The sequence below is a fragment of the Pseudomonas sp. TWI628 genome, assembly GCF_039673865.1.
Taxonomy (GTDB): Bacteria; Pseudomonadota; Gammaproteobacteria; order Pseudomonadales; family Pseudomonadaceae; genus Aquipseudomonas.
In genome coordinates, this window is the sequence record NZ_JBDJMM010000021.1 from 1 (window position 1) to 15,329 (window position 15,329).

General features: G+C 62.3%; 16 protein-coding genes and 1 rRNA gene. 15 read left to right on the forward strand and 2 right to left on the reverse strand.

What is annotated here, in order from left to right; translation table 11 throughout:
• The first annotated feature begins 62 nt into the window (after positions 1-62).
• From rrf to ABE528_RS17325, 4 genes are all read left to right on the forward strand, one after another.
• Positions 63-178: ribosomal RNA gene (gene rrf / locus ABE528_RS17310) — 5S ribosomal RNA — on the forward strand.
• A 137-nt stretch (positions 179-315) separates the two neighbouring features.
• On the forward strand, positions 316-975 hold the full coding sequence (locus ABE528_RS17315) for a paraquat-inducible protein A (protein ID WP_152957637.1): 660 nt from the start codon (positions 316-318) through the stop codon (positions 973-975).
• Positions 962-1,585, forward strand: a complete 624-nt coding sequence (locus tag ABE528_RS17320; RefSeq protein ID WP_152957638.1) for a paraquat-inducible protein A — start codon at positions 962-964, stop codon at positions 1,583-1,585. Before ABE528_RS17315 ends, ABE528_RS17320 begins: the two co-directional genes overlap by 14 nt.
• Positions 1,578-3,878, forward strand: coding sequence for an MlaD family protein (locus ABE528_RS17325; RefSeq protein ID WP_346653608.1), 2,301 nt, complete (start codon positions 1,578-1,580; stop codon positions 3,876-3,878). The genes ABE528_RS17320 and ABE528_RS17325 overlap by 8 nt, the downstream gene beginning before the upstream one ends.
• A 111-nt stretch (positions 3,879-3,989) precedes the next feature.
• Here the strand turns inward: ABE528_RS17325 and rpsT are convergent, their stop codons facing one another.
• On the reverse strand, positions 3,990-4,268 hold the full coding sequence (gene rpsT / locus ABE528_RS17330) for a 30S ribosomal protein S20 (protein ID WP_003247625.1): 279 nt from the start codon (positions 4,266-4,268) through the stop codon (positions 3,990-3,992).
• A 250-nt stretch (positions 4,269-4,518) separates the two neighbouring features.
• Here rpsT and murJ point away from each other — a divergent pair, with 250 nt between their 5' ends.
• The 6 genes from murJ to ispH all read left to right on the forward strand — a co-directional run bounded on the left by murJ (position 4,519) and on the right by ispH (position 11,854).
• Positions 4,519-6,057 (forward strand): murein biosynthesis integral membrane protein MurJ, encoded by a 1,539-nt coding sequence (gene murJ, locus ABE528_RS17335; RefSeq protein WP_346653609.1) that lies wholly within the window; start codon positions 4,519-4,521, stop codon positions 6,055-6,057.
• A 118-nt stretch (positions 6,058-6,175) separates the two neighbouring features.
• Positions 6,176-7,126: a bifunctional riboflavin kinase/FAD synthetase gene (gene ribF / locus ABE528_RS17340; protein ID WP_346653610.1), complete on the forward strand. Its 951-nt coding sequence runs from the start codon at positions 6,176-6,178 to the stop codon at positions 7,124-7,126.
• Entirely contained in the window at positions 7,123-9,954 is a 2,832-nt protein-coding gene (ileS, locus tag ABE528_RS17345; RefSeq protein ID WP_346653611.1) for an isoleucine--tRNA ligase, read from the forward strand. The genes ribF and ileS overlap by 4 nt, the downstream gene beginning before the upstream one ends.
• Complete coding sequence (gene lspA, locus ABE528_RS17350; RefSeq protein ID WP_054886101.1) at positions 9,947-10,462, forward strand: signal peptidase II; 516 nt, start codon at positions 9,947-9,949, stop codon at positions 10,460-10,462. The genes ileS and lspA overlap by 8 nt, the downstream gene beginning before the upstream one ends.
• Complete coding sequence (fkpB, locus tag ABE528_RS17355) at positions 10,455-10,892, forward strand: FKBP-type peptidyl-prolyl cis-trans isomerase (protein ID WP_103445784.1); 438 nt, start codon at positions 10,455-10,457, stop codon at positions 10,890-10,892. Before lspA ends, fkpB begins: the two co-directional genes overlap by 8 nt.
• Before the next feature lie 14 nt (positions 10,893-10,906).
• Positions 10,907-11,854: a 4-hydroxy-3-methylbut-2-enyl diphosphate reductase gene (gene ispH / locus ABE528_RS17360; RefSeq protein ID WP_346653612.1), complete on the forward strand. Its 948-nt coding sequence runs from the start codon at positions 10,907-10,909 to the stop codon at positions 11,852-11,854.
• Between the two features lies 1 nt (position 11,855).
• Here the strand turns inward: ispH and ABE528_RS17365 are convergent, their stop codons facing one another.
• Positions 11,856-12,335 carry a GspH/FimT family pseudopilin gene (locus ABE528_RS17365; protein WP_346653614.1) on the reverse strand — a complete coding sequence of 160 codons (480 nt, stop codon included), beginning with the start codon at positions 12,333-12,335 and terminating at the stop codon, positions 11,856-11,858.
• A gap of 108 nt (positions 12,336-12,443) precedes the next feature.
• Between ABE528_RS17365 and ABE528_RS17370 the strand changes: the two genes are divergently transcribed.
• From ABE528_RS17370 to thiO, 5 genes are read left to right on the forward strand one after another with little or no spacing between them, the layout of a single operon-like run.
• On the forward strand, positions 12,444-12,626 hold the full coding sequence (locus ABE528_RS17370; RefSeq protein WP_346653616.1) for a prepilin-type N-terminal cleavage/methylation domain-containing protein: 183 nt from the start codon (positions 12,444-12,446) through the stop codon (positions 12,624-12,626).
• On the forward strand, positions 12,623-13,270 hold the full coding sequence (locus tag ABE528_RS17375; protein ID WP_346653617.1) for a pilus assembly protein PilW: 648 nt from the start codon (positions 12,623-12,625) through the stop codon (positions 13,268-13,270). The genes ABE528_RS17370 and ABE528_RS17375 overlap by 4 nt, the downstream gene beginning before the upstream one ends.
• On the forward strand, positions 13,267-13,740 hold the full coding sequence (locus ABE528_RS17380; protein ID WP_152957646.1) for a hypothetical protein: 474 nt from the start codon (positions 13,267-13,269) through the stop codon (positions 13,738-13,740). The genes ABE528_RS17375 and ABE528_RS17380 overlap by 4 nt, the downstream gene beginning before the upstream one ends.
• A 1-nt stretch (position 13,741) precedes the next feature.
• Entirely contained in the window at positions 13,742-14,131 is a 390-nt protein-coding gene (locus tag ABE528_RS17385) for a type IV pilin protein (RefSeq protein ID WP_346653618.1), read from the forward strand.
• 53 nt (positions 14,132-14,184) lie between these two features.
• Positions 14,185-15,282, forward strand: a complete 1,098-nt coding sequence (gene thiO, locus ABE528_RS17390) for a glycine oxidase ThiO (protein ID WP_346653619.1) — start codon at positions 14,185-14,187, stop codon at positions 15,280-15,282.
• The last annotated feature ends 47 nt before the right edge of the window (positions 15,283-15,329 follow it).

Here is a 15,329-nt window from a genome sequence, read left to right on the forward strand (position 1 = left end):
CACAAATATCGCATATCCGAATTCGCTGGGCTGTCCATCTGGACATTCTGGCTACAGAATTTCTTGACGACCATAGAGCATTGGAACCACCTGATCCCATCCCGAACTCAGTAGTGAAACGATGCATCGCCGATGGTAGTGTGGGGTTTCCCCATGTGAGAGTAGGTCATCGTCAAGATTCATTTCGCAAAACCCCTATCTGCACATGCAGGTAGGGGTTTTGTCTTTCTGGGGCCCAGGCAGGCGTTAGTCGTCTCCCACATTTCGAGCTGGGACCACTAGAATAGAGCCGACGTACCTATTCAGAATCTCGAGATGCCCGATCCCGTCGAAACCCAAGCCCTAGAGCAGTTGCCGCTGGACGAGCTGGTCGCCTGCCACGAGTGCGACCTGCTGATGCGCAAGCCAGTGCTGCAGCATGACGAAAAAGCCCAATGCCCACGCTGTGGCTATGAGCTATACGCCCACCGACACAATGTGGTCAACCGCAGCCTGGCCTTGGTGCTGACGGCCTTGCTGCTGTTCGTACCGGCCAACTTCCTGCCCATCATGCAGTTGCATCTGCTTGGCCAGACTTCGGACGATACCGTCTGGAGTGGTGTGCTGGGTCTGTACAACTCAGAGATGCGCGGCGTTGCCGTGGTGGTGTTCCTCTGCAGCATGGCCGTTCCGCTGCTCAAGCTGCTGTGCCAGTTGGCCGTGTTGTTGAGCATCCGCCTGAATGTGGGGCGTGACTACGGGCTGGTGTTCTACCGCTTTTATCACCACCTGCGCGACTGGGGCATGCTCGAGGTCTACTTCATGGGCGTGCTGGTGGCGATCGTCAAACTCGTGGACCTGGCCCAGCTGACCATTGGCCTGGGCCTGTTCTGTTTCATCAGCCTGTTGCTGGTCCAGGTCTGGCTCGAAGTGGTGATGTCGCCACACCAGATCTGGAGTGCTTTGTCGGGGGAGGATCTCCATGCGGGCGATTGATGCAGGCATCCTGGTCTGCAATGAATGTCATGAGCTGAACCGGCAGGATGCCGAGAACGATGCGCAAACCTGTACGCGCTGCGGTGCCGTCGTGCATGCGCGGCGACCCAACAGCATCATCCGTACCTGGGCGCTGCTGATCACCGCCTCGATCCTGTATATCCCGGCCAACCTGTTGCCGATCATGACAGTCAGCACCTTGGGTCAGGGTAGTGGCGACACCATCATGTCCGGCGTCATTACCTTGCTCAAGCACGGTATGTTGCCAATCGCTGCCGTGGTGTTCATTGCCAGCATCCTGGTGCCTACCTTCAAGCTGGTGGGCATCGGTTTGTTGCTGTATTCGGTCCAGCGTCGCCAGCCGCTGTCGGCAAGGCAACGGATCCTGATGTACCGCTTCATCGAATTCATAGGGCGCTGGTCCATGTTGGACATCTTCGTCATTGCCATTCTGGTGGCGGTGGTGAATTTCGGTCGTATCGCCAGTGTCGAAGCCAACCTGGGCGCTGTCGCCTTCGCAACTGTGGTGATCCTCACGATGCTTGCTGCTTTAACTTTCGATCCCCGACTGATCTGGGATAACACGGAGTCGGATGACGACCATGAGTGACATGCCAACGGCTAAAACCCGCCCTGCCTCGAACTGGTCGGCCATCTGGATCCTGCCGCTGATCGCGCTGATGATCGGTGGCTGGCTGGCCTGGCAGGCCTATCGCGATGCTGGCGTGGAAATCGAGGTGCGTTTCGAGACCGGCGAAGGCATCGTCGCCAACAAGACCGAGGTGATCTACAAGGGCATGTCGGTCGGCAAGGTCACGAAGCTGGTGCTCGATGCCAAGGGCGAGAACCAGGGGGTGATCGCCACCATCGAGATGAACAAGGCCGCCGAGCCGCATCTGACCAAAGGCACGCGGTTCTGGCTGGTCAAGCCAAGTGTCAGCCTGGCCGGTATCTCGGGCCTGGAAACACTGGTATCCGGCAACTACATCGCTGTCAGCCCCGGTGAGGGCGAACGGACCAAGCGCTTTACCGCACTGAAGGTCGCGCCACCGCTGTCCGACTCCGAACCTGGCCTGCACCTGACCCTCAAGGCCGAGCGCCTGGGTTCGCTCAATCGGGACAGCCCGGTGTTCTACAAGCAGATCCAGGTTGGCCGGGTGAAAAGCTATCGTCTGTCTGACGACCAGAGCACGGTCGAGGTCAAGGTCTTCATCGAGCCGGCCTACGCCAGCCTGGTGCGCAAGCACACGCGCTTCTGGAATGCCAGCGGCATCAGCATCGACGCTGACCTGTCAGGGGTGAAAGTGCGCAGCGAGTCGCTGTCGAGCATCGTGGCCGGTGGCATCGCATTCGCCACGCCGGAATACCGCAAGGACAGCCCGCCGACCGACCCGAGTCTGCCATTCCGCCTGTATGAAGACTTCGATGCGGCCCAGGCGGGTATCCGCGTCAAAGTGAAGCTGAGTGACTATGAAGGCCTGCAGGCCGGTCGTACGCCAGTCATGTACAAAGGTATTCAAGTCGGTTCGTTGAAAACCCTGAAGATGGAAGACAACCTGGCCAGTGCTACAGCCGAGCTGACGCTGGACCCGTTGACCGAGGACTATCTGGTAGAAGGTACGCAGTTCTGGGTGGTCAAGCCGTCCATTTCCCTGGCCGGCATCACCGGCCTGGAAGCGTTGGTCAAAGGTAACTACATTGCCATTCGCCCAGGTGAGAAGGGTGCCAAGCCGCAGCGCGAGTTCGAGGCCAGGCCCAAGGCGCCACCGCTGGACCTGAAGGCCCCTGGCCTGCACCTGGTGCTGTTTGCCGATACCCTGGGTTCCCTCGAAATCGGCAGCCCGGTGATGTATCGCCAGGTCAAGGTCGGTAGCGTGCAGAGCTATCAGTTCGCCCGCAACAGCAACCGTATCCTGATTGGTGTGCACATCGAGAAGGAGTTCGAAAACCTGGTCAACGGCTCCTCACGCTTCTGGAACGTCAGCGGTATTACCCTGACCGGCGGCCTGTCGGGCATCAAGATCAAGAGTGAGTCGTTGCAGACGCTCATGGCCGGTGGTATCGCCTTCGATACGCCAACCCCCAATGTTGCGCTCAAACGCCGTATTCCACGCTTCCGTCTGCTGGAGAGCCAGGAGGCGGTAAACCGCACGGGCACCCTGGTGACCATTCGTGTGGACCGGGCTGATGGCCTCAAGCCAGGAACGCCAATTCGCTTCCGCGGCCTGGATGTGGGCAGCATTGAAAGCGTGGACCTGACCAAGGACCTGCAGGCTGTTGTGCTGCGGGCGCGCATCACCGAGGCGGCGGATCGCATTGCCCGGGCAGGCACGCAGTTCTGGGTGGTCAAGCCGGCACTTGGGTTGGTGCGTACCGAGAACCTCGATACCTTGATTGGCGGGCAGTACATCGAAGTGCAGCCGGCGGTGAAGGACAAGGGGCCGCAGCGTGATTTCATTGCGCTGGGCGAGGCACCTGAAATCGCAGGGGAAGAAGTTGGCCTGCCGTTGACCCTGAGTGCGCCACGCCGTGGTTCGATCAAGCCGGGAGTGCCGGTTACCTATCGCGAAGTGGCGGTGGGCAAGGTGACAGGTTTCGAGTTGGGCCAGAGTGCAGACCGCGTGTTGATCCACATTCTGATCGAGCCGCGTTACGCCGCCCTGGTGCGCGGTGGCAGCCGGTTCTGGAACAGCAGTGGCTTCGGCTTCGACTGGGGGCTGTTCAAGGGCGCCACGGTGCGTACCGAGTCGCTGCAGACGCTCATTGATGGCGGCATTGCCTTCGCCACGCCTGAGGGAGAGCAGATGGGCAACCCGGCACGGCCGCAGCAGACCTTCGCCTTGTTCGACAAGCCCGAGGATGCCTGGCTGCAGTGGGCACCGAAGATCCAGATCACGAAGTAACAAGTTAGGAATGTGGGGGCGGGTAAGCCCGCTCCCACAGCGGTCGCACGAGGCTTGAATTGCAGGCATAAAAAAACCGACCCTAGGGTCGGTTTTTTCGACAAGCGTCGCTTAGGCAGCTGCAGCTTCTTTCAGCGCCTTGATGTGGCCATTCAGACGGCCTTTGTGGCGAGCAGCTTTGTTCTTGTGGATGATACCTTTGTCGGCCATACGGTCGATTACAGGTACAGCCAGAACGTAAGCGGCTTGCGCTTTTTCGGCGTCTTTTGCGTCGATGGCTTTAACTACATTCTTGATGTAGGTGCGGACCATGGAACGCAGGCTGGCGTTGTGGCTGCGACGCTTCTCAGCCTGTTTTGCACGTTTCTTGGCGGAAGGTGTGTTGGCCACCGTCGAGCTCCTCGAAAGACTTTAGGTAAATAGCAAACAAAATAGGCCGCGAATCATGCCGATGAGTCGACCGGATGTCAAGACCACCTGCAGGGTTCCGCCGAGTGGTGCAGCAACAGGCGGGAAATATTCCTTTCTGCCGTGCTACCTGTAAACTCGGGAATTTTTGGCTCCCCTGCGAAGGCGCGGGAGTATCGCACATTCGGACGCTGTCTGGCAGCGCCCTCTGTCTTTGGCGTGAATCTTTTCGATGAATCTGCTCAAATCCCTGGCTGCAGTCAGCTCCATCACCATGATTTCGCGGGTGCTGGGCTTCGTGCGCGACACCATCCTGGCCCGTGTCTTCGGTGCCGGTATCGCCACCGACGCCTTCTTCATCGCCTTCAAACTGCCCAACCTGTTGCGGCGGATCTTTGCCGAAGGGGCATTTTCCCAGGCGTTCGTGCCGATCCTGGCCGAATACAAGACCCAGCAGGGCGAGGAGGCGACGCGAACCTTCATCGCCTACGTCAGCGGCCTGCTGACCCTGGTACTGGCCCTGGTCACGGCCGTCGGCATCCTCGCTGCACCGTGGGTGGTCTGGGCCACCGCCCCGGGCTTTGTCGACAGCGCCGAGAAGTACGCGCTGACCACCGACCTGCTGCGGGTGACGTTTCCCTATATATTGCTGATCTCGCTGTCGTCCCTGGCCGGCGCGATCCTCAACACCTGGAACCGTTTTTCGGTCCCGGCGTTCACCCCGACCCTGCTCAACGTGGCGATGATCTTCTTCGCCGTGCTGCTGACGCCGTACTTCAACCCGCCGATCATGGCCCTGGCCTGGGGCGTGCTGGCCGGTGGCCTGGCGCAGTTGCTGTACCAGCTGCCAGCGCTGAAGAAGATCGGCATGCTCGTGCTGCCGCGCCTGAACCTGCGCGACGCGGGAGTATGGCGGGTGCTCAAGCAGATGCTGCCGGCGATCCTCGGGGTGTCGGTGAGCCAGATCTCGTTGATCATCAACACCATCTTCGCCTCCTTCCTGGTGGCCGGCTCGGTGTCGTGGATGTACTACGCCGACCGCCTCATGGAGCTGCCTTCGGGCGTGCTCGGCGTGGCCCTGGGCACCATCCTGCTGCCGACCCTGGCCAAGACCTACGCCAACAAGGACCGCGAGGAGTATTCGCGGATCATGGACTGGGGCCTGCGCCTGTGCTTCCTGCTGGTGCTGCCGTGCACCCTGGCCTTGGCGATTCTTGCCGAGCCGTTGACCGTGGCGCTGTTCCAGTACGGCAAGTTCAGCGCCTTCGACGCCGCGATGACCCAGCGCGCGCTGATCGCCTATTCGGTCGGCCTGCTGGCGATCATTCTGGTCAAGGTACTGGCACCGGGCTTCTATGCGCAGCAGAATATCCGCACGCCAGTGAAGATCGCGATCTTCACCCTGGTCTGCACCCAGCTGTTCAACCTGGCGCTGATCGGCCCGCTGCAGCACGCCGGCCTGGCCCTGGCGATCAGCCTCGGTGCCTGCCTGAACGCGGGCCTGCTGTTCTGGAAGCTGCGCAGCCAGCAGTTGTTCCAGCCGCAACCGGGCTGGGCGATGTACCTGCTCAAGCTGGTGCTGGCAGTCACCCTGATGGCAGCGGTGCTGCTGGTGGGCATGCACTACCTGCCAGCCTGGGAACAGGGCAACATGCTCGAACGGTTCCTGCGCCTCGGCGCGTTGATCGCGGCGGGTGTGGTGACCTATTTCGGTTGCCTGTACCTGTGTGGTTTCCGGCCGCGGCATTTCGCCCGCAAGGCCCTGCATTGATGTAGATGGCGGGTCAGGCGTCGGTTTTTCGCATTCCACGCCACCCCTTGGCGCTGCTGCCTGTCACCAGCGCCCGGGTGTGGTTATAATCGGCCACTTTATGAGCAAGAAGCGCGTTATGCAGCTGGTTCGAGGTCTTCACAACCTGCGCCCCGAGCACCGGGGCTGTGTCGCCACCATTGGCAACTTCGACGGGGTTCACCGCGGCCACCAGGCAATCCTGGCGCGCCTGCGCGAGCGCGGCCAGGAGCTTGGCCTGCCGACCTGCGTGGTGATCTTCGAGCCGCAGCCGCGCGAGTACTTCGCCCCGGACACCGCACCCGCCCGCCTGGCGCGCCTGCGCGACAAGGTCGAGCTGCTGGCCGGTGAAGGCATCGACCGGGTGCTGTGCCTGGCGTTCAACCAGCGCCTGAGCCAGCTCAGCGCCGATGCGTTCGTCAAGGCGATCCTGGTCGACGGCCTGGGTGTGCGCCACCTCGAAGTGGGCGACGACTTCCGCTTCGGCTGTGATCGTGCCGGCGATTTCGCCTTCCTGGTCGCTGCCGGCAAGCAGTACGGGTTTACCGTCGAAGCCGCCAACACGGTGATCCAGGACGGCCTGCGGGTCAGCAGCACCGAGGTGCGCAAGGCGCTGTCCGAAGGCAACTTCGAGCTGGCCGAGCACCTGCTGGGCCGCCCATACCGTATTAGTGGCCGTGTGCTGCATGGCCAGAAGCTGGCTCGCCAGCTGGGCACGCCAACCGCCAACATCCAGCTCAAACGCCGCCGTGTGCCGCTGTCCGGGGTCTACCTGGCCAGCATCGAGATCGACGGCAAGGCCTGGCCGGGTGTCGGCAACATCGGCGTGCGCCCCACGGTGGCCGGTGACGGCCGCCCGCACCTCGAGATTCATCTACTGGATTATGCCGGCGATCTGTATGGCCGGCGCCTGACGGTGGAATTCCACCACAAGCTGCGTGAAGAGCAGCGATTCGCCTCCCTGGAGGCGCTGAAGTCGGCGATCGATGCGGATATCGCCGCCGCACGTGCACATTGGCACGCTCAACCGCTAACGAAGAGCCTGAAATGACCGACTACAAAGCCACGCTAAACCTTCCGGACACCGCCTTCCCCATGAAGGCCGGCCTGCCTCAGCGCGAACCGCAGATTCTGCAGCGCTGGGACAGCATTGGCCTGTACCAGAAGCTGCGCGAAATTGGCAAGGATCGTCCGAAGTTCGTCCTGCACGACGGCCCGCCCTATGCCAACGGCAAGATTCACATCGGTCATGCGCTGAACAAGATCCTCAAGGACATGATCGTCCGTTCCAAGACCCTGTCCGGCTTCGACGCGCCGTATGTACCGGGCTGGGACTGCCACGGCCTGCCGATCGAGCACAAGGTCGAAGTCACCCACGGCAAGCACCTGACCGCCGACCGCACCCGCGAGCTGTGCCGCGAGTACGCTGCCGAGCAGATCGAAGGGCAGAAGACCGAGTTCATCCGCCTGGGCGTGCTGGGTGACTGGGACAACCCGTACAAGACCATGAACTTCGCCAACGAGGCCGGTGAAATCCGTGCCCTGGCCGAGATGGTCAAGCAAGGTTTCGTGTTCAAGGGGCTCAAGCCTGTGAACTGGTGCTTCGACTGCGGTTCGGCCCTGGCTGAAGCCGAAGTCGAATACGCCGACAAGAAGTCCCAGACCATCGACGTGGCCTTCCCGGTCGCCGACGAGGCCAAGCTGGCTGCCGCCTTCGGCCTGGCCTCGCTGGCCAAGCCAGCCGCCATCGTGATCTGGACCACCACCCCGTGGACCATCCCGGCCAACCAGGCGCTGAACATTCACCCGGAGTTCAAGTACGCCCTGGTCGACACCGGCGAGCGCCTGCTGGTGCTGGCTGAAGAGCTGGTCGAGTCGTGCCTCAAGCGCTACAACCTGGAAGGCTCGGTGATCGCCACCGCCCAGGGGTCGGCGCTGGAACTGATCAACTTCCGCCACCCGTTCTACGACCGCCTGTCGCCTGTCTACCTGGCCGACTACGTCGAGCTGGGTGCCGGTACCGGCGTGGTTCACTCCTCGCCAGCCTACGGTGAAGACGACTTCGTCACCTGCAAGCGCTACGGCATGGTCAACGACGACATCCTCACCCCGGTGCAGAGCAACGGCGTGTACGTCGAGTCGTTGCCGTTCTTCGGCGGCCAGTTCATCTGGAAGGCCAACCCGGCCATCGTCGACAAGCTGAGCGAAGTCGGCGCGCTGATGCACACCGAAACCATCAGCCACAGCTACATGCACTGCTGGCGCCACAAGACCCCGCTGATCTACCGCGCCACTGCGCAGTGGTTCGTCGGCATGGACAAGCAACCGAGCACCGGCGAGCCGCTGCGCGAACGTGCCCTGAAAGCCATCGAAGACACCAAGTTCGTCCCGGCCTGGGGCCAGGCGCGCCTGCACTCGATGATCGCCAACCGCCCGGACTGGTGCATCTCGCGTCAGCGCAACTGGGGCGTGCCGATTCCGTTCTTCCTGCACAAGCAGACCGGCGAGCTGCACCCGCGCACCGTCGAGCTGATGGAAGCCGTGGCCAAGCGCGTCGAGCAAGAGGGCATCGAAGCCTGGTTCAAGCTGGACGCTGCCGAACTGCTGGGTGACGAAGCCGGCCAGTACGACAAGATCGCCGATACCCTGGATGTGTGGTTCGACTCCGGTACCACCCACTGGCACGTGCTGCGTGGCTCCCACGACATCGGCCACGCCACCGGCCCGCGTGCCGACCTGTACCTGGAAGGCTCCGACCAGCACCGCGGCTGGTTCCACTCGTCCTTGCTGACCGGTTGCGCCATCGACGGCCACGCGCCGTACCGCGAGCTGCTGACCCACGGCTTCACCGTGGACGAGAACGGCCGCAAGATGTCCAAGTCGCTGGGCAACACCATCGAGCCGGAAAAGGTCAACAACACCCTGGGTGCCGACATCCTGCGCCTGTGGGTTTCCGCGACCGACTATTCGGGCGAGATGGCGGTTTCCGAGCAGATCCTGCAGCGCAGCGCCGATGCCTACCGCCGTATCCGCAACACCGCACGCTTCCTGCTCTCCAACCTGTCCGGCTTCGACCCGGCCCGCGACCTGCTGAAGCCGGAAGAGATGATCGCCCTGGACCGTTGGGCGGTGGACCGTACCCTGCTGCTGCAGCGCGAGCTGGAAGAGCACTACGGCGAATACCGCTTCTGGAACGTCTACTCGAAGATCCACAACTTCTGCGTGCAGGAGCTGGGCGGCTTCTACCTCGACATCATCAAGGACCGCCAGTACACCACCGGCGCCAACAGTGTCGCCCGCCGTTCCTGCCAGACCGCGCTGTACCACATCAGCGAGGCACTGGTGCGCTGGATTGCACCGATCCTGGCGTTCACCGCCGACGAAATCTGGCAGTACCTGCCGGGCGAGCGTAACGAGTCGGTGATGCTCAATGGCTGGTACCAGGGCCTGACCGAGCTGCCGGAAGGCACCGAGCTGGACCGCGCCTACTGGGACCGCGTGATGGCCGTGAAGGCCGCGGTCAACAAGGAACTGGAGAACCAGCGTACCGCCAAGGTCATCGGCGGCAACCTGCAGGCCGAAGTCACCCTGTTCGCCGACGAGGGCCTGAGCGCCGACCTGGGCAAGCTGGGCGACGAGCTGCGCTTCGTGCTGATCACTTCGGCCGCCAGCGTGGTGCCGTTCGCCCAGGCGCCGGCCGAAGCCGTGGCCACCGAAGTCGAAGGCCTCAAGCTGCAGGTGGTCAAGTCTGGTCACGTCAAGTGCGGCCGTTGCTGGCACTTCCGCGCCGACGTCGGCAGCCACCCGGAGCACCCGGAAATCTGCGGTCGCTGCGTCGACAACCTGACCGGCTCGGGCGAGGTGCGCCACTATGCCTAACCCTGCAGCAGGGCGCTTCGGGCGCCTTGCATGGCTGTGGCTGAGCTTGCTGGTCCTGGTCCTCGACCAGGCCACCAAGCTGTACTTCAACAATGCCCTGACCATGTACCAGCAGATCGTCGTCATCCCTGACTACTTCAGCTGGACCCTGGCCTACAACACCGGTGCTGCCTTCAGCTTCCTCGCGGATGGCGCCGGCTGGCAGCGCTGGCTGTTCGCCCTGATCGCCGTGGTGGTCAGTGCGGTGCTGGTGGTTTGGCTCAAGCGCCTGGGGCGCGGCGAGACCTGGCTGGCGGTGGCGCTGGCATTGGTGCTGGGCGGTGCGATCGGCAACCTGTACGACCGCATCGTGCTCGGCCATGTGGTCGACTTCATTCTGGTGCACTGGCAGAACCGTCATTACTTCCCGGCCTTCAACCTGGCCGACAGCGCCATCACCGTTGGTGCGGTGATGCTGGCGCTGGATATGTTCAAGAGCAAGAAGTCCGAGGATCCGGTCCATGACTGACACCCGTATCGGCCAGAACACCGAAGTCACCCTGCACTTCGCGCTGCACCTGGAAAACGGCGACACCGTCGACAGCACCTTCGACAAGGCCCCGGCCACGTTCAAGGTCGGCGACGGCAACCTGCTGCCAGGCTTCGAGAGCGCCCTGTTCGGCTTCAAGGCCGGCGACAAGCGCACCGTGGTGGTGGCCCCGGAGAACGCCTTCGGCCAGCCCAACCCACAGAACGTGCAAGTCATGCCGCGGTCCCAGTTCGAGGGCATGGAGTTGTCCGAAGGGCTGCTGATCATCTTCAACGATGCCGCCAACACCGAGCTGCCGGGTGTGGTCAAAGCGTTCGATGACAATCAAGTGACCATCGACTTCAATCACCCACTGGCTGGCAAGACCCTGACCTTCGAGGTGGAGATCCTCGAGGTCAAGGCCCTGTAGGCCTGGAGCCGAGCATGCAAATCAAACTCGCCAACCCGCGCGGCTTCTGCGCGGGGGTCGACCGGGCGATCGAAATCGTCAACCGTGCGCTGGAAGTCTTCGGCCCGCCGATCTATGTGCGCCATGAAGTGGTGCACAACAAGTTCGTGGTGGAAGACCTGCGCAACCGTGGTGCCATCTTCGTCGAAGAGCTGGACCAGGTGCCGGATGATGTCATCGTCATCTTCAGCGCCCACGGCGTGTCCCAGGCCGTGCGCCAGGAAGCCGCCGGCCGTGGCCTGAAGGTGTTCGACGCGACCTGCCCGCTGGTCACCAAGGTGCACATCGAAGTGGCCAAGTACAGCCGCGATGGCCGTGAGTGCATTCTCATCGGCCATGAAGGGCACCCGGAAGTCGAAGGCACCATGGGGCAATACGACGCCAGCAACGGCGGCGCCATCTACCTCGTCGAAGACGAGGACGATGTTGCCCAGCTGCAGGTGAAAGACCCGGACCACCTGGCTTTCGTCACCCAGACCACGCTGTCGATGGACGATACCAGTCGTGTCATCGATGCCCTGCGCGCACGCTTCCCGAACATCGGCGGCCCGCGCAAGGACGACATCTGCTACGCCACGCAAAACCGCCAGGATGCCGTCAAGCAGCTGGCCGGCGAGAGTGATGTATTGCTGGTGGTTGGCAGCCCGAACAGCTCCAACTCCAACCGCCTGCGCGAGCTGGCCGAGCGCATGGGCACCCCGGCCTATCTGATCGATGGCGCTGAGGACATGCAGCGTGTCTGGTTTGAAAAGGCGCAACGGGTGGGCATTACTGCCGGTGCTTCGGCCCCCGAAGTGTTGGTGCAGGGTGTGATCGAACAGCTCAAGGCCTGGGGCGCTACCGGCGCCGAAGAGCTGGACGGGCGGCCGGAGAACATCACGTTCTCCATGCCCAAAGAGCTGCGGGTTCGCTCGCTGATCTGAGTCAGCGGCCTGCGCACAGTGAGTCTGTTTTCTCATCTGTGCGCAGGTCTACTCGGCCTGCCCGGGATATCACTACTTGGTATTTGCTGATCGCAGCAGAACTCTCACAAACGCCCAGAGTCGCGCCGACTCGACCTACCGGCATCCCCAGAGCATTGAATCTCACCTGTCCATTGGTGTTTTCGACGATTCTCAGCGAGCGCGTCAACCGGTGCTCGCGCAGCACTTGCTGATTGTGCTCCAGCTGCACAAGCCAGCCCTTGCCCCAATCATTTTCCAACGGTCGCACAAGCACAGGCTGACTCTGCAGCATGGCGTGGCTGCGCGCGCTGCGCAGTGCCTGTGCCAGATCTCGGGCTGTCGCAGCTCTGTGTAGGTCATCGCGCAACCTGGCGTAAGCCGGCATGCCGAGTTGTGTCAGCAAGGCGGCCATGGCCAGTGCAAACATCATTTGAATCAGTGTTACACCACGTTGCCTCACCGTGCATTCCTCCCTGGAAGTGCTTGGCTATAGCTTCACGGTCATTGGACATGAGGTCCAGTCGACCAAGTTCAAGCAATTGCGGGAAAATTCGCAGGAGGTGCAAGGATGCACAAGAAACAGCGCGGCATGACGCTGCTGGAAGTGCTGTTGGCGGTCGTTGTGGTAGCAGTGGGCATATTCGCTGCGGCAGCCATGCAACTGAAGGCACTGCAAGCCACGGACAATGCGCGCCGTGATGCGCAAGCGGCGTTTGCAGTACACAGCGAAAACGAGCGGAGCCGGCAATGAAGCGCATGCAAGTCGGCTTCGGTTTGCTGGAGGTGATGCTGGCGCTGGCGATTGGGCTGATGGTGTTGGTGGCTGCCAGTCAGCTTTTCGTATCCGCCCATCAAACATGGCGGCTTCAGGGTGCGGCGCTGCGCCTTCAGGATGATGCACGCCTGGCGCTGTTGCGGATGGCCCAGGATATCCGCATGGCGGGCATGTTCGGTTGCCTGCGGCTGAAGCCCAGTGACTTCCAGGACCCGCTTGCTCGGCAGGCATTCGCGCAGCCACTGGTGATTGGGGCATCCAGCTTGGAGTTGGTGGTCGCCGAGTCATCGGAGTACACAGGAAAGCCGGAGTGGACCCTACTGACGGATTGCCATACCGAAGCCTTGGTGCGCAAAGGTGCCCATTCGCAAACGGGTTCGCTCATGGCCCTGCGTATCAGCCGTCATCGATATGAACTGCGCGGCTCCACCCTGCAGTTCATATGGGGACAAAACGCCCAGCCGCTGATTGAGCATGTACGCGAGTTAAATGTGACACAGGTTGATGCTCCAGAAGGGGCCAGGGTCGATCTGGCACTCACGTTGTTCGAGCCGACGCTGCAACTTGAGCAGCGCCATGAACTAAGCGTGGGGTTACGCAATCTGGGCTCAGATGGATGAGCCGACAACGCGGAATGGTTCTCCTGTTGTCGCTGGTACTAAGCCTGCTTTTGGCATTGCTTGCAGCTTCAGCCCTGCGCGATGCGCTGATCGAAACGCGATTGACGGGGGCCATGCGCGACGGTCTGCAGGCATTCGAAGAGGCGGAGGCCGTAATGCAGGTCGGCGTCGGTGAAATTCTGCGTTCGCCCCCGGGGCAGTGCCGCGACTGTAAACCCCCATCACGCCCACACGACCTGCAAGGCCAATGGCGAAGCAGCAGGGATGGCTACTTCAAACTGCAGAACCTGGGTACAACCACCGGTGCGGCCCATATGCCCGAGGGCGAACAGGTCACCTTGTACCGAATAACAGCGGTCAGCCAGCAACTGGCAGCCCGTCAGGTCCTGGAAGCCGTCTACGCCATACCCATCGCTCAACCACAGGCCCCGCAGCGCATCCTCTGGCGGCAAAGACTGAGGCAAGACTGACATGCAGCAAGGTATGACCCTGATCGAGTTGTTGATTGTCGTGGCCGTGACCGGCATTCTGGCAGCCATTGCCTACCCCAGTTACAGCGACCAGCTCAGGCGAGCCGCACGCAGCGAAGTGGTTGGCCTGCTGCATGACGCCGCCTTGCGCCTGGAGCGCCACCGCGTGCGCACCGGGCATTACGCCGAGGGCGACCCGCAATTGCCCGCCGCCAACCGCCATTACCGCCTGCAGGCCCAACGCGACAGCGACACCTTCACGCTGACCGCCCACCGGCTGCCCGATGGCCTGATGGCCGATGATCGCTGTGGCGACTTTCAGCTCGACCACGTTGGCGTGCAGAGCAATCCGGGTGCTGCTGAAAGCAGCGAGCGCTGCTGGGGAAGCTGAAGGTTGAATGATGCCCAGGCATCGCGGAATTACTTCAGGTGTTGGATCGACAGATGAGCAAGCAAGTAGTGGTGGTTGGCGGCGGGGTGATCGGCCTGCTGACCGCGTTCAACCTGGCGGCGAAGGTCGGCCAGGTGGTGGTGTGTGACCAGGGCGAAGTTGGCCGCGAGTCCTCCTGGGCCGGTGGCGGCATCGTTTCGCCGTTGTACCCCTGGCGCTACAGCCCGGCGGTAACCGCGCTGGCGCATTGGTCGCAGGATTTTTATCCCCAGCTGGGCGAGCGCCTGTTCGCAACCACGGGTATCGACCCAGAGGTGCACACCACTGGCCTGTACTGGCTCGACCTGGACGATGAAGCCGAGGCGCTGGCCTGGGCCAAGCGCGAACAGCGGCCACTCAGCGCTGTGGATATCTCCGCCGCCTACGATGCGATACCGGTGCTTGGCCCGGGTTTCAAGCATGCGATCTTCATGGCCGGTGTGGCCAACGTGCGTAACCCGCGGCTGGTGAAGTCACTCAAGGCGGCGTTGCTGGCGCTGCCCAACGTGACCTTGCGCGAGCACTGCGAGGTCAGCGGCTTCGTTCATGAGAACGGGCGCGTGTCAGGCGTACAGACAGCTGACGGTGTGCTCAAGGCGGATGAAGTGGTGCTCAGTGCCGGCGCCTGGAGCGGTGACCTGCTGCGCACCCTGGGGCTGGAACTCCCGGTCGAACCGGTGAAGGGCCAGATGATCCTGTTCAAGTGCGCAGAGGATTTCCTGCCGAGCATGGTGCTGGCCAAGGGGCGCTACGCGATCCCGCGTCGTGACGGGCACATTCTGGTGGGCAGTACATTGGAGCATGCCGGCTACGACAAGACCCCGACCGAGGACGCGCTGGCCAGCCTCAAGGCTTCGGCCATCGAACTGCTGCCAGAACTCAAGGATGCCACGGTGGTGGGGCACTGGGCCGGACTGCGGCCAGGCTCCCCGGAAGGCATTCCCTACATCGGGCCGGTGCCAGGGCATGACGGTTTGTGGCTGAACTGCGGGCATTACCGCAACGGGCTGGTGCTGGCGCCGGCTTCGTGCCAATTGTTCACCGATTTGCTCACAGGAGCCGAGCCGATCATCGACCCGGCGCCGTATGCGCCAGTGGGGCGTCTGGGCTGAGATCCCTTAAGCGGCGGTTCGTCGGGGAGCCGAACTGCCGCTGTAGA

What these genes read in the sequence shown, in the direction of transcription:
- ABE528_RS17315 (WP_152957637.1), top strand. Translation starts at nt 316, where the DNA reads ATGCCCGATCCCGTCGAAACCCAAGCCCTAGAGCAGTTGCCGCTGGAC.
- ABE528_RS17320 (WP_152957638.1), top strand. Translation starts at nt 962, where the DNA reads ATGCGGGCGATTGATGCAGGCATCCTGGTCTGCAATGAATGTCATGAG.
- ABE528_RS17325 (WP_346653608.1), top strand. Translation starts at nt 1,578, where the DNA reads ATGAGTGACATGCCAACGGCTAAAACCCGCCCTGCCTCGAACTGGTCG.
- murJ (WP_346653609.1), top strand. Translation starts at nt 4,519, where the DNA reads ATGAATCTGCTCAAATCCCTGGCTGCAGTCAGCTCCATCACCATGATT.
- ribF (WP_346653610.1), top strand. Translation starts at nt 6,176, where the DNA reads ATGCAGCTGGTTCGAGGTCTTCACAACCTGCGCCCCGAGCACCGGGGC.
- ileS (WP_346653611.1), top strand. Translation starts at nt 7,123, where the DNA reads ATGACCGACTACAAAGCCACGCTAAACCTTCCGGACACCGCCTTCCCC.
- lspA (WP_054886101.1), top strand. Translation starts at nt 9,947, where the DNA reads ATGCCTAACCCTGCAGCAGGGCGCTTCGGGCGCCTTGCATGGCTGTGG.
- fkpB (WP_103445784.1), top strand. Translation starts at nt 10,455, where the DNA reads ATGACTGACACCCGTATCGGCCAGAACACCGAAGTCACCCTGCACTTC.
- ispH (WP_346653612.1), top strand. Translation starts at nt 10,907, where the DNA reads ATGCAAATCAAACTCGCCAACCCGCGCGGCTTCTGCGCGGGGGTCGAC.
- ABE528_RS17370 (WP_346653616.1), top strand. Translation starts at nt 12,444, where the DNA reads ATGCACAAGAAACAGCGCGGCATGACGCTGCTGGAAGTGCTGTTGGCG.
- ABE528_RS17375 (WP_346653617.1), top strand. Translation starts at nt 12,623, where the DNA reads ATGAAGCGCATGCAAGTCGGCTTCGGTTTGCTGGAGGTGATGCTGGCG.
- ABE528_RS17380 (WP_152957646.1), top strand. Translation starts at nt 13,267, where the DNA reads ATGAGCCGACAACGCGGAATGGTTCTCCTGTTGTCGCTGGTACTAAGC.
- ABE528_RS17385 (WP_346653618.1), top strand. Translation starts at nt 13,742, where the DNA reads ATGCAGCAAGGTATGACCCTGATCGAGTTGTTGATTGTCGTGGCCGTG.
- thiO (WP_346653619.1), top strand. Translation starts at nt 14,185, where the DNA reads ATGAGCAAGCAAGTAGTGGTGGTTGGCGGCGGGGTGATCGGCCTGCTG.